Below are 12,720 nucleotides of genomic sequence, written 5' to 3'. Positions count from 1 at the left end.
AGTAACTCAGGGGCCTTTTTCGTTTTTATAAATCTTATAGATAGTTAATTTCCTAAGACTTCCTTCACTTTATTTGCAGCCTCTTCCAACGTAATTGCAGAGTGAATAGGAAGACCAGCTTCATCAATTAATTTCTTTGCTTCCTCCGCATTGGTCCCCTGCAGACGAACGATAAGCGGCACAGGGAATTCCCCTACGGATTTATAGGCATCCACTACACCTTGCGCTACACGGTCACATCGCACAATACCTCCAAAGATATTAATTAGGATCGCTTTTACATTTGGATCTTTAAGAATAATATCAAAAGCCGTTTTCACACGCGCCGCGTCTGCAGTCCCTCCAACGTCCAGGAAGTTCGCGGGATTACCGCCGGAAAGCTTAATGATATCCATGGTAGCCATAGCAAGACCTGCCCCGTTAACCATACAAGCGACATCGCCGTCTAGCTTAACAAAGTTTAATCCAGCTTCACCGGCTTCTACATCCATTGGATCCTCTTCTCTCTTGTCTCTTAATTCCGCCAAATCTTTATGTCTAAAGAGGGAATTATCATCTAGAGTTACTTTCGCATCCACTGCAATGATTTTATTGTCGGAGGTCTTTAGAACCGGGTTGATCTCGAACAAGGATGCATCTATACCTACGTAGGCATTATACAGGTTAGAAATAAATTTCACGAATTCTTTGAAAGCATTCCCTTCCAATCCAAGGTTAAAAGCGATTTTGCGTGCTTGGAAGCCCTGTAAGCCTAAGGCAGGATCGATAATCTCTTTATGAATCAGATGAGGAGTTACTTCTGCCACATGCTCGATGTCCATCCCTCCCTCAGTAGAATAGACCACTGTATTCTTTCCTTGGGCTCTGTCAAGAAGTATCGATACATAAAACTCTTTGGTTTCTGTTTCTCCAGGATAGTACACATCTTCAGCAACAAGAACTGAATGTACCTTCTTTCCTTCTGCAGATGTTTGTGGAGTTACCAGTTGCATACCGATAATATTCTGGGCATTTTCCTTAAGTTTTTCCACGCTTGGAGAAAACTTCACACCACCTCCTTTACCACGACCACCTGCATGTACTTGGGCTTTCACCACCCAACCTTCATTTCCGGTCATTTCTTTTAATTTATCGGCTGCGGCAACAGCTTCGTCCACATTATTGGCAACGAAACCGCGTTGGATAGCTACTCCGTACTTGGCTAAAATCTCTTTGGACTGATACTCGTGAAGATTCATAATTATTTTGTTAGATTATTTCTTTTAAGATGCACAAATTTACAAAAAAATGGAGAGCATTAGTGCCCAAATACCAGTTTTTTATTCATTTGACCCTTTAGTTTCTAGCGCTTTATTATCAAATAAATAAGGGTGCACCATGAGAGAATCATAAGAAGGCCGCCCAATGGCGTTATAGGTCCTAGAAAACGCAGATTTACTCCTAATTGCTGCTGAAATGCAAGAAAGTATATGGAGAATGAAAAGAGTACAATTCCTGTGACCATCATTGCCGACATCCATTTTTCAGAGGCAGAATCAAATTTAAACATATACCCCACCAAAAGCAGAAAAAGGGCACCGTACATTTGGTAGCGCACTCCAGTCTCAAAACTACTCAATCCTTCCGCAGGTAGTATTTTTTTAAATGCATGGGCACCAAATGCCCCTAAAATGATGGAGATCAAGCCAAAAGTTGCGCCTGATAATAAAGTAAATAATTTCATCGTAAGAATTAATTTATAAAGTTATCTAGAAGTACGCGGCTAATTAAAGTAAGGACACCTAGCACAATAAGTACGGTTCCTAGCGACTTAGATTTAATTAAAGCCTCGTCTTTGCTGCGCCGGATCCAAACCCCAACCCCAATAAAAACTAAAGGCAGAATATACTGTAATACCAAGATCATATTTGCTGTTCTTTTAGTTGATTAAACTGTGTAATTACCTCGTGATGGGTTACTGTTTTATCTTTAAAATAATTCACAAAATACTGTTTCTGGGCTTCGGTCGCTCCCAGCTGGTTGAGGATATTCAATAAATGCATTTTCATATGCCCTTTCTGAATTCCAGTAGTTATTAAAGAGCGAAGGGCTGCAAAATTCTGTGCGAGACCGGATACGGCGAGTATACTCATTAACTCCTGAGCAGTAGGTTTTCCTAATAGCGCCAAGGAGAACTTAACTAAAGGATGCAGGTTGGTAAGCCCTCCAACTACTCCAACCGATATAGGCAAATCAATCCAGAACCGGAAGACGCCTCCCTCAATACTGCAATGAGATAGTGAACTGTACTTTCCATCTTTTGCAGCGTAGGCATGAGCGCACGCCTCGGTGGCCCTAAAATCATTACCGGTAGCTATTACAACTGCATCCACTCCGTTCATTATTCCTTTATTATGCGTGGTAGCTCTGAAGGGTTCAATTTCTGCAATTGTGACAGCTTGTTTAAATTTCCATGCGAATTCCGAATTGGAGATTCCACTCTCATCATTTAAATCTTCTATAGGACAGCGGACTTCGGCACGAACAATACAATCGGGAGTGAAATTGGACAGTATATTCATTACTATTTGCAACGACTCCTTTTCTTGATCACTAAAATGATCACTTTTTGCGACTTCTTCCCTTAGCGTTTGACCAAACTGCTCCAGACAAGAGTTTATGAAATTTGCCCCCATCGAATCAACTGTGTTGAAACTGGCTTTCAGTTGATAGTAGTTGGGAAGTTCCTGCGTTTTATCAATTAGACGGATGTTCAGTATTCCACCGCCTCGGGCACGCATATTTTCGGTAATGGAATTGGTAGATTCCATAAGGCGTTCCTTAAGCTGGAAATTAAAGAAGTGTAGGAGCTTATGGGTCTCCACGTTCATAATGAAATGTGTATGACCTAGTTTCTTGGTATTAATTATGGTAGTAGTAAATCCTCCACGGGTCAGCCAAAACTTAGCAGATTTAGACGCTGCGGCCACCACAGAGCTCTCCTCTACCGCCATGGGCAAAGCCAAAAGTTTCCCATCGATAAGGAAATTAGGGGCGATTCCGTACGGCATGTAAAAATTCGATATAGTATTCTCTGAAAACTCATCGTGAAGCTTCTGCAGTTCGGGTTGCTGATTCCAATATTGCTGCAGTATAGTACGGTAGGTTTCATCACCATCCAAATAATCGCTAATTATCTTATGAATCTTTTCTTCTTTTGTAAGTTTAGAAAATCCTTCAATTGGGTTTCGCTCCATTTATTGCTATTTTAAAAACCAAATATACCAAATATTGTACAGCCTGATTTAGACCTGTTTGAAGATTTCCACTGATTGGTGAAGCAAGTCACAGGAACCCTCTTTCTTAACATAGGTCAATGCCGTTGGGATATCAAGAATCTATCTTTGCAGATATAAATAACAAAATATTCAATTATGGCAACAAAATGGACTTTAGACAATGCACACAGTGAAATCACCTTCAAAGTACGTCACATGATGATTTCGAACGTAAAAGGTGAATTTACTGATTTTCATGTAGACCTAATCAGTGAAGATGAGAATTTCCAGAACGTTCAGGCAAAAGCAGTAATTAAGAGTGATTCCATCAATACAAAGAACGCGGACCGCGACAACCACCTTAAAAACTCTGATTTCTTTAACACTGAGAAAAATCCAGAGATTGTGTTCGTTGCAAACTCTCTTAACGAGGAAGTAACCGGAGACATCACGATAAATGGAGTTACACGTCCTATCACACTTGATGTAGAATTTGGAGGAGTCAATGTAGACCCATGGGGAAACACAAAAGCAGGGTTTTCCTTTGAAGGCAAACTGAAGAGAAGTGATTTCGGCTTAAACTGGAATGCTGCATTGGAAGCTGGTGGTGTAATGTTAAGTGACGATGTGAAAATCGCAGGGGAGCTTCAGTTTATTAAAGCATAATATTTTCATAGTTATAGTTTTTTTGTGGTTCACCTTGTAAGGGGTGGACCTTTTTATTTAAAATACTGCTAATGACTCTGCACGAATTAAAAAATTTTACGGACGCACTACCAAACACTGCTGCGATGCCGGTACTGTTCTTGGGGCATGGATCACCAATGAATGCAATCGACGACAATGTTTTTGTTAGATCTATTCAGGCACTTTCAAATTCTCTCCCAGTACCGCGAGCAATTGTGTGCATATCTGCACATTGGTATACTCAGGGCACTCAAGTTACCGCTGCCAGTTCTCCAACAACAAATCACGATTTCTATGGATTCCCAGAGGAGCTATTTAAAGTTCAATATCCGGCTCCAGGTGAACCTCATTTGGCTAACCATATTGTCCATATGCTCAGTGGAGAGGCTCATCTTGACGAACAATGGGGACTGGATCATGGCGCATGGAGCATGCTTACACATCTTTACCCCCTGGCAAACGTTCCTGTAATACAGCTAAGTATAGATTATACTAAAGCAACGGAACAACACTTCGAGCTGGCTCGCCAACTAAGTTCTTTGAGAAAAAAAGGAGTACTATTTGTGGGCAGTGGCAACATTGTACACAACCTTCGCAAATTGGATTGGAACAACATCAATACTGTGGGGGCAGGATGGGAATGGGCACAAGAAGCGCAAGCACTCACCAACAAGTGGATAGTGGAAGGCAATGTGAATCCACTTTTAGAGTACCAACAGCAAGGGGAAGCTATTCGCAGTGCTGTTCCAACTCCCGAACATTTTCTTCCCTTAATCTATACACTTGGTTTAAGAAGCACCACGGACCATGCTCATTTATTTAATGACGCCTTAGTGGGAGGCTCTTTAAGCATGACCTCAGTGCTTTTATCGTAATCGCTAGAATGCGACTTCTAAAGAGCGAGAGGTAATGAGTTTGGCAATGGCCTGCATATCTTCTCCTATCAACCGGTCTTGTTCAAGCTTTGGCACCTTTCTTCTTATAATTTCAAAATTTCTTTCTACTAGATCGGAGCATTTCATCGGTCTGCGAAACTCAATACCTTGCGCTGCAAACATAAGTTCCACTGCTAGGATAGACACCAGATTGTCCAGAACTGTGTTAAAAGTTCGCGAAGAAATACTCCCCATAGATACATGGTCTTCCTGACCCAGACTTGTAGGAATACTGTCCGCACTAGCAGGATAGCAAAGTGCCTTATTTTCTGTTACTAGGGCTGCAGAAGTATATTGCGGAATCATAAAACCCGAATCTAAGCCCGAACTCTCTGTGAGCAGCCGAGGCAACCCAAATTTTCCTTCGAGAAGTAAATAGCTTCTTCGGTCCGATATATTACCTAGCTCTGCCGCCGCAATCTTGGCGTAATCGATCGCGATAGCCAGCAGTTGACCATGAAAGTTCCCTCCAGATATGGCTTCTTGGTCACTTAGAACGATAGGATTATCGGTAACGGAATTAAGTTCAGTCTCTACAAGATCTCTTAAGTGATAAAATGCATTCCTGCTTGCCCCATGCACCTGAGGAACGCAACGCATCGAATACGGATCTTGTACGCGCGAGCAATCTTGGTGCGATGTGAGGTTCTGTGAACCCTGCAACAACCGGCGCATTCTTGCCGCTACTTCAATACTCCCTGCAAAGGGACGAATTTGATGTAGTTCCTCTCTATACGGGCTCGCAGATCCCTGATAAGCCTCCAAGGACATTGCTGCAGCAAGGTCAGCGACATCTAGCAAATAGCCCATTTTTTCAAGTCCAATCAATGCATTGGAAAGGATGAACTGCGTGCCGTTTATAAGACCTAAACCTTCTTTTGGTCCCAGTTTAAGAGGTTCAAGGTTATGTGCACTGAGAACCTGTTGAGAAGCAACCACGTTCCCGTTCTGCCAAACCTTTCCCAAGCCAATTAATGGCAATACCATATGTGCTAAAGGAGCCAGATCGCCCGATGCTCCTACAGAACCTTGGCTTGGAATAACCGGTATAATATCCAAATTCAACATTAACTGCATGCGCTCCACTACTTCTAAGCTGACCCCGGAGAACCCCTTAGAAAGAGCATGAATCTTGGCAATCATCATTAGTTTTGAAGTGCACTTGTCTATGGGGTCCCCAACTCCTACTGCATGCGATATGATTAGATTATGTTGAAGTTGTGCAGTCTGCTGCTCCGATATCTTTACATCACACAAAGGTCCAAATCCAGTATTGATACCATAGACTGTCCGATCGGAGTCCACAATGGAGCGAACATTTTGGGCTGAGGCTTGAATGCGTCTTTTTGCATCGGAATCAAGACTGGCTTGGGATGGATCTTTTAAAACTTTTAAAATATCCGGTAAAGTAAACTGGTGCGCACCGTAAATCATTTATTTTTTTTGCCAATTTACAACTAATTCATTATCTCAGAAAACCACTATCTTGAATTGCGGAATAAAAAAATCACCTAGGCAGGGCTTAGGTGATTACTATTTGAATCGAACATTAATTTGCTGTTATGTGGACTTTCACCGTGACTGCATCTCCTGTCCGCACTCCCATGAATCCGGGGGTCTGCATTCCAAAGTCACTCATCTTTAGGTTAGCAGATCCTACAATAGTATATATTCCATTAGCATTTGAAACAGTGACTGGAACTACAATATTTTTACTTTTACCCGCAATTTGCATGGTGCCGGTAATAATACTTTTACCCAATTTCATAGAGGCTGCTGTAAAGGAAATCGTTGGAGCTGTTTTTGCTTTGAGTGCCTCGTGGGCTTTTCCATCCATCATTTTACCTTTGGTACTTTTCAAGCTTTGGGCAGGAGTGGTGAATTTCACTTTATTGATCACATTTCCATTCACTTCTGCTCCAAAGGTGCCACTCGAGGAGCTCATCGTCCAGTTGTGCATCGGAGATGTTCCCTCGACTGTAATTTTAACGGATTTTCCTGTTACGCTTTGAGCAGAAAGATTGGTTAGTCCTGTGCACATTACTACAAAGACAAGTGCTAGTTTAAACATATAATTTTTCATAAGAACAATTTATTATTGGATAGAAGATACAACTCCATGTTAAACGAACTCAGTATGATAAAAATCACTTTACCAGCCGACAAATTCTGCACCAGAAACTGCAATTAGCACGCAAATTAGTATTTTTGTTTTGTGAAGCCAGATCTTGAATTACAATTACGTACTTTACCCACCAACCCCGGAGTATACCGTTACTACGATGAGAACGGAAAACTTCTTTATGTTGGTAAGGCTAAAAATCTCAAGAAGCGGGTTTTATCCTACTTTAACAAAAACCAATCCGGATACAGGACGCGGATTATGGTGGGAAAAATTCATCGAATTGAAACTACCATTGTCCCTTCGGAATACGATGCACTGCTTTTAGAAAACAACCTTATTAAGGAACATCAGCCTTTCTACAATATCATGATGAAGGATGATAAAACCTTTCCCTGGATTTGTATTAAAAATGAAAGTTTCCCTCGTGTTTTTTTAACCCGACAAAGAATAAAAGATGGTTCTGAGTACTACGGACCTTATGCGAAGGTTAAGCCGGCAAAAATACTTTTGGACACTATTCGCAGTATTTACAAGCTAAGAACCTGTAATCTTAATCTAGCTCCGGAAAAAATAGAATCATCCCGTTACAGGGTCTGTTTGGAGTACCATATTAAAAATTGTTATGGTCCTTGTGAGATGCTGGAAAGTCAACAGCAGTACAATCAGAAAATCGATGCTATCCGTGCAATAGTAAAGGGTGATTTTAAAAGAGCAAAAACACACCTAGAGTTGGAAATGGCGGATTACGCTCAGAATCTCGAGTTTGAAAAGGCGCAGGCGGTGAAAGAGCGTTTAATGCTTCTGGAAGACTATCAGTCTAAACATACTGTGGTAAGTCCCAATATCGATGATGTAGATGTATTTGCAATAGTGAGTGATGAATCTGCTGCATATGTAAATTATTTTAAGATCCAGAATGGTAACATCATACAAAGCTATACTACGGAAATAAAAAAGATGTTAGAGGAGTCGGACCAAGAAATCATGGAAGAGGCGATGATTGAGATACGGAACCGCTTTGTTTCTTTCTCCAAAGAAATTTTAGTTCCCTTTTCAATGGACTTTGAGATTCCTGGCGTTAAAATCCTGGTACCTAAGGTGGGCGATAAAAAGCGTATCGTAGAACTCTCTGAAAAAAATGCTAGGGAGTACCGCATTGAAAAACTCAAGCAAATTCAAATCATAGATCCGGAGCGTCATGTCAAACGCATTATGTCGGAAATGAAAACCGCACTACGTATGCCTGAGGAACCCCGACATATAGAGGGTTTTGATAACTCCAATATACAAGGAACCAATCCGGTTTCTGCCTGTGTTGTTTTTAAGGAGGCAAAACCTTCCAAGAGTGACTATCGGATTTTTCACCCAAAAACAGTTATAGGAGCTAATGATTATGCAACTATGGAGGAAGTTATCTACCGTCGATACCGAAGGCTCCAACAGGAAAATGAACCCCTACCGCAACTCATAGTAATAGATGGCGGTAAGGGACAGTTATCGGCTGCAGTAAAAAGTCTGAAAACTTTGGGTCTGTATGGCAAAATAACTGTTATAGGGATTGCCAAAAGACTGGAAGAAATCTATTTTCCTGAAGATCCTATTCCGCTTTATCTAGATAAAAAATCTGAAACTTTAAGAATTCTTCAACGTGTACGGGATGAGGCCCACCGCTTTGGGGTAAAGCATCATCGGACGCGTCGCACCAATAGTACGATAGCAAGCGAATTGGATAACATTACAGGAATTGGAGAGAAAACCAAGCAACAATTACTAGAACATTTTAAATCGGTCAAGCGTATTACAGAGTCTTCACAAGACAGTCTGGGCGCCGTGGTAGGTAGTCACAAGGCAAAATTAATCTACCAATTCTTTCATCCCGAAAGTACTTAAACTAGTTGTTACTTTTAAGGAAAAACATCGTGGTAATCTTACTTGCGGCTGCATCCCACGACTCCACTAAGATTCCATTCTCTTGTTGTACACCTAAAGCTACACTATTTCCTACAAGTTGCACATGGAAAACTCCTTCTTTAGATGATTCCTTAAAGGTCGCATAAGGCTGGGAACTGTCCGGAGTTGTTAAGATAAAATAATCGCCTGCTAAGTTCACTCGGTTGAAAGTCCTTCCCTGATATGTGTAGTGTAAGGTACTCGGCATTTTATTAACCTGAGGGGAATTCTCTAACGGCATCACTGACTTCCCAGGATCTGTGTCGGTATTAGAAATTCTATTTGGATTGATTTTAGAACTTACTGTAGCAACCTCTTTATCTACCTGTTGTGGTATAGTCTTTTGTACAACTGCCTTACGCAGAATTCCCTGTGAAGGCTGCACCTGCACCACACCTTTTAACAAAGCGTCTTGAAAACCCTTATCAAATTCTTTATAATCTCCTACCGCATCAGATACTAGTATGGAGGCTCCTGAACAATCCGTAAGCACTAACTTTATTTTATTCTTAAACAAAGTACTGGTGTCCTTAAGGTCTGCATTAAGTGCCTGACAAGGGTCGTTGAGTAATTCCTCAGGCCAACTTTCCTTTTCATCACTCACTACAATGTAGTTTCGATCCGTTAACTTACTCTCTAATATTCGGTTCAGATTGTATGCGTTATTAGTTTTAAAATCAGCAAATTTCTTTGGAACCACTACATATTTAAAATCACTCACGGACTGTGCGTAGAATAAGGATGCGCAAAAAAAGAGAATAAAATTTAGAAGTTTCATAAGATTATGTTTAGTAGCTAAGTTAAAAATTATTATTTATCTCAGCTACGAACTCTTAAAACTAAACCGCTTCCTTTAGTCTTTTTCTGCTTTTAAGTATCCCGTTAACAACAATGGCCAGAATCATTATAAGAGATGCGGCATAAAATAAAGGGCTCATATGCTCGGATTCACCAAAAATTAGATAGGCCAAAATTATTCCGTACACTGGCTCAAGATTGACCGTCAGGACGAGCGTAAAGGGTGTTATATACTTCATCAGATTGATGGATTCAAACATAGGGTACGCTGTAAAAACACTGGCCAAAACAACTACAAGCAGTATATCCTTAAGTCCGATATCTCCTATCTGCAAAAGTTGTCCACTTACTAAATAGTACGCTGTCAGCACTGCCCAGCCTGCAAAAATTTCATAGAAAATAATATTTCCAGACGAGGTTTTCCCATACAATTTACCATTAAATACAGAAAATACAGTTCCAAAAAATGCAGTTAATATACCGTAGAATATGCCTTCTTTAAAGCGAAATTCGGTCTTAAATATCAAATACATACATAAGACAATAACTATCCCCATTACAACTTCCGAGACGTCCACTTTCCTTTTAAAAATAAGTGGTTCCAAAATAGCTGCAAAAAGTGTAGACAAGGAGAGGCAGCTCAGAGCAATGGAGACATTAGAAACTTTGATAGAATGAAAAAAGAAAAGCCAGTGGAACGCCATAAACGTACCTATGACTGTTAACTGTAACAACAACTTCTTGGAAATACCAATACTTCGCTTCTTAACTACCCGAAGAAATAAAAAAAGAAGTACCGCGGCAAAAAACATACGGTAAAACACCAGAATCTGTGCATTTACCGAAATTAATTTACCAAGAATAGCTGTGAATCCCCATAAAAAAACAATAGTATGTAAACGGAAGAGTGCAGAATTTTTCATTATTGAGTCGTATTGCTGTTTACCTTATTCACATCTTTCCTTCTTAATTACGAGCGAAAGCGGCATAGCTTGCCAGAGATAAGGACTTACAAAATAAGGCAAAAAGTGCTATATTTAGACGATAAATATACACATGGATCTAGAATTTAATAAGAGAGAAGATTTAAATAAACTCAAACTGTCAGAAGTCAATCGACTCTACAATGAAATAAAAAAAGGCGGTGGCGAGAAACGTCTAGCAAAATTACGTTCTGAGGGAAAAATGACTGCCCGTGAGCGTATTGAATATTTAATAGATAAAAATTCACAGTGGATCGAAATCGGAGCTTTTGCCGGCCATGAGATGTATGAAGAGCATGGTGGTTGTCCAAGTGGAGGCGTCGTAGTAGTGATTGGGTATGTAGCAAAACGACAATGCATTATTGTAGCAAATGATGCATCTGTAAAAGCAGGCGCATGGTTTCCAATAACCGGCAAAAAAAATCTCAGAGCCCAGGAAATAGCTATGGAAAACCATCTGCCAATAATTTATCTAGTAGATTCGGCAGGTGTATACCTACCAATGCAAGATGAGATATTTCCCGACAAAGAGCACTTTGGACGAATTTTCCGTAATAATGCAAAAATGAGTGCAATGGGAATTGTACAAATTTCGGCTGTGATGGGCAGTTGTGTTGCTGGAGGAGCATACCTTCCAATTATGAGCGATGAGGCAATGATCGTAGAAAATACAGGATCAATCTTTCTTGCGGGAAGCTATCTAGTGAAGGCAGCCATAGGAGAATCAATAGATAACGAAACACTGGGTGGCGCACGCACGCATTGTGAAATCTCTGGAGTCACAGATTATAAAGCAAAAGACGACCAAGACGCTCTTAATCGAATAAAAAACATCATGAGTACCTTAGGTAAAAGTCAAGATGCTGGATTTGACCGAATTGAGCCTGATAACCCAAGAAGGAGTCCCTCAGAGATTTTTGGCATTATTCCCACGCAAAGAAACGAAACCTATAATACGTTTGACATTATTGAATGTTTGGTAGATAAGTCAACCTATGAAGAATATAAAGCAGACTATGGTAAATCCATTGTCTGTGCTACAGCTAGGATTGATGGTTGGGCTGTTGGAATTGTAGCGAACCAACGTCAAATTGTGAAAAACGGAAAAGGCGAGGTGCAATTCGGGGGAGTGATTTATTCAGACTCCGCAGACAAAGCAACTAGGTTTATAGCAAACTGCAATCAGCGAAAGATTCCTTTACTATTCTTACAGGACGTTACCGGATTTATGGTAGGTTCCAAAAGTGAACATGGAGGAATTATCAAGGACGGTGCTAAGATGGTTAATGCAGTGGCAAATTCTGTGGTACCTAAATTTACAGTAGTAACCGGAAACTCATTTGGTGCAGGTAACTATGCCATGTGTGGCAAAGCATATGATCCACGATTAATTGTAGCATGGCCGTGGGCAGAACTTGCTGTTATGGGTGGTTCACAAGCGGCTCAAGTACTTACACAAATTCAAGAATCAACTCTACGAAAAAGAGGCGAGGAAATTACGCCCGAGGCCCATGAGAAGATCATGAACGATATATCCTCTAAGTACAAGAAACAAACCGAAGCAACCTATGCTGCGGCGCGGTTATGGACTGATGCTATTATTAGTCCCGAAGATACCAGAAAATGGATCTCCATGGGTATCGAGGCGGCAAACCACGCGCCCATTACAGAAAAATTCAATCTTGGAGTGCTGCAGGTATAAAATGTAAGTGCACATAAAAACACTTTCACATTGGGCCGTCCTATAGGGGCGGCATATTTTGTTACTAGAGAGTATTGGGTGTGTATGGGAGTGGGAGGTTTATCGGGTGTAGGTAGGGTTAAAAAAAAATCCCCAACCACGTATGTGATTGAGGATTTGAAAAAAAAACTGGCGGCGACCTACTCTCCCGCGTTAGCAGTACCATCGGCGCTAGAGGGCTTAACTTCTGTGTTCGGAATGGGAACAGGTGAGCCCCTCTGCTAAAACCACCCTAAATATTATA

11 protein-coding genes and 1 rRNA gene are annotated in these 12,720 nt (G+C 40.8%); 4 read left to right on the top strand and 8 right to left on the bottom strand.

Annotated elements, in window-relative coordinates; translation table 11 throughout:
• Window positions 1–44: 44 nt before the first annotated feature.
• The 3 genes from sucC to IC612_RS01630 form a co-directional block, all read right to left on the bottom strand.
• On the bottom strand, window positions 45–1,238 hold the full coding sequence (sucC, locus tag IC612_RS01640) for an ADP-forming succinate--CoA ligase subunit beta (protein ID WP_194738434.1): 1,194 nt from the start codon (window positions 1,236–1,238) through the stop codon (window positions 45–47).
• A 104-nt stretch (window positions 1,239–1,342) separates the two neighbouring features.
• Window positions 1,343–1,723, bottom strand: coding sequence for a DUF423 domain-containing protein (locus IC612_RS01635; RefSeq protein WP_194738433.1), 381 nt, complete (start codon window positions 1,721–1,723; stop codon window positions 1,343–1,345).
• A gap of 178 nt (window positions 1,724–1,901) precedes the next feature.
• Complete coding sequence (locus tag IC612_RS01630; protein WP_194738432.1) at window positions 1,902–3,236, bottom strand: hydroxymethylglutaryl-CoA reductase, degradative; 1,335 nt, start codon at window positions 3,234–3,236, stop codon at window positions 1,902–1,904.
• A 177-nt stretch (window positions 3,237–3,413) separates the two neighbouring features.
• Between IC612_RS01630 and IC612_RS01625 the strand changes: the two genes are divergently transcribed.
• Together IC612_RS01625 and ygiD are read left to right on the top strand one after the other, a co-directional pair.
• On the top strand, window positions 3,414–3,923 hold the full coding sequence (locus IC612_RS01625) for a YceI family protein (protein WP_194738431.1): 510 nt from the start codon (window positions 3,414–3,416) through the stop codon (window positions 3,921–3,923).
• Between the two features lie 71 nt (window positions 3,924–3,994).
• Window positions 3,995–4,819, top strand: coding sequence for a 4,5-DOPA-extradiol-dioxygenase (gene ygiD / locus IC612_RS01620; RefSeq protein WP_194738430.1), 825 nt, complete (start codon window positions 3,995–3,997; stop codon window positions 4,817–4,819).
• 3 nt (window positions 4,820–4,822) lie between these two features.
• On the opposite strand, the gene hutH is transcribed toward ygiD, so the two are convergent.
• Window positions 4,823–6,313 (bottom strand): histidine ammonia-lyase, encoded by a 1,491-nt coding sequence (gene hutH / locus IC612_RS01615; RefSeq protein WP_194738429.1) that lies wholly within the window; start codon window positions 6,311–6,313, stop codon window positions 4,823–4,825.
• A 115-nt stretch (window positions 6,314–6,428) separates the two neighbouring features.
• The gene (locus IC612_RS01610) at window positions 6,429–6,962 is read right to left on the bottom strand and encodes a YceI family protein (protein ID WP_194738428.1); all 534 of its coding nucleotides are present in this window, start codon (window positions 6,960–6,962) and stop codon (window positions 6,429–6,431) included.
• A 132-nt stretch (window positions 6,963–7,094) separates the two neighbouring features.
• Here IC612_RS01610 and uvrC point away from each other — a divergent pair, with 132 nt between their 5' ends.
• The gene (gene uvrC, locus IC612_RS01605) at window positions 7,095–8,894 is read left to right on the top strand and encodes an excinuclease ABC subunit UvrC (protein ID WP_194738427.1); all 1,800 of its coding nucleotides are present in this window, start codon (window positions 7,095–7,097) and stop codon (window positions 8,892–8,894) included.
• A 1-nt stretch (window position 8,895) separates the two neighbouring features.
• Here uvrC and IC612_RS01600 read toward each other — a convergent pair whose 3' ends face one another.
• Window positions 8,896–9,732 (bottom strand): hypothetical protein, encoded by an 837-nt coding sequence (locus IC612_RS01600; RefSeq protein WP_194738426.1) that lies wholly within the window; start codon window positions 9,730–9,732, stop codon window positions 8,896–8,898.
• A 61-nt stretch (window positions 9,733–9,793) separates the two neighbouring features.
• Window positions 9,794–10,675, bottom strand: coding sequence for a DMT family transporter (locus IC612_RS01595; RefSeq protein WP_194738425.1), 882 nt, complete (start codon window positions 10,673–10,675; stop codon window positions 9,794–9,796).
• Window positions 10,676–10,808: 133 nt separating this feature from the next.
• On the opposite strand from IC612_RS01595, the gene IC612_RS01590 reads away from it, so the two are divergent.
• Complete coding sequence (locus IC612_RS01590) at window positions 10,809–12,437, top strand: acyl-CoA carboxylase subunit beta (protein WP_194738424.1); 1,629 nt, start codon at window positions 10,809–10,811, stop codon at window positions 12,435–12,437.
• Between the two features lie 166 nt (window positions 12,438–12,603).
• Here IC612_RS01590 and rrf read toward each other — a convergent pair.
• A 5S ribosomal RNA gene (rrf, locus tag IC612_RS01585) occupies window positions 12,604–12,711 on the bottom strand.
• Window positions 12,712–12,720 lie beyond the last annotated feature (9 nt).

The sequence above is a fragment of the Planobacterium oryzisoli genome, assembly GCF_015354315.1.
Taxonomy (GTDB): domain Bacteria; phylum Bacteroidota; class Bacteroidia; order Flavobacteriales; family Weeksellaceae; genus Planobacterium_A; species Planobacterium_A oryzisoli.
The sequence above is the reverse complement of the archived record's forward strand: the minus strand, read 5'-3'. Positions and strand labels throughout refer to the sequence as shown.

Coding starts and splice junctions, on each gene's coding strand:
- hutH (WP_194738429.1), bottom strand. CDS start 6,313: ATGATTTACGGTGCGCACCAGTTTACTTTACCGGATATTTTAAAAGTT.
- IC612_RS01600 (WP_194738426.1), bottom strand. CDS start 9,732: ATGAAACTTCTAAATTTTATTCTCTTTTTTTGCGCATCCTTATTCTAC.
- IC612_RS01610 (WP_194738428.1), bottom strand. CDS start 6,962: ATGAAAAATTATATGTTTAAACTAGCACTTGTCTTTGTAGTAATGTGC.
- IC612_RS01625 (WP_194738431.1), top strand. CDS start 3,414: ATGGCAACAAAATGGACTTTAGACAATGCACACAGTGAAATCACCTTC.
- IC612_RS01590 (WP_194738424.1), top strand. CDS start 10,809: ATGGATCTAGAATTTAATAAGAGAGAAGATTTAAATAAACTCAAACTG.
- ygiD (WP_194738430.1), top strand. CDS start 3,995: ATGACTCTGCACGAATTAAAAAATTTTACGGACGCACTACCAAACACT.
- IC612_RS01595 (WP_194738425.1), bottom strand. CDS start 10,675: ATGAAAAATTCTGCACTCTTCCGTTTACATACTATTGTTTTTTTATGG.
- sucC (WP_194738434.1), bottom strand. CDS start 1,238: ATGAATCTTCACGAGTATCAGTCCAAAGAGATTTTAGCCAAGTACGGA.
- IC612_RS01630 (WP_194738432.1), bottom strand. CDS start 3,236: ATGGAGCGAAACCCAATTGAAGGATTTTCTAAACTTACAAAAGAAGAA.
- IC612_RS01635 (WP_194738433.1), bottom strand. CDS start 1,723: ATGAAATTATTTACTTTATTATCAGGCGCAACTTTTGGCTTGATCTCC.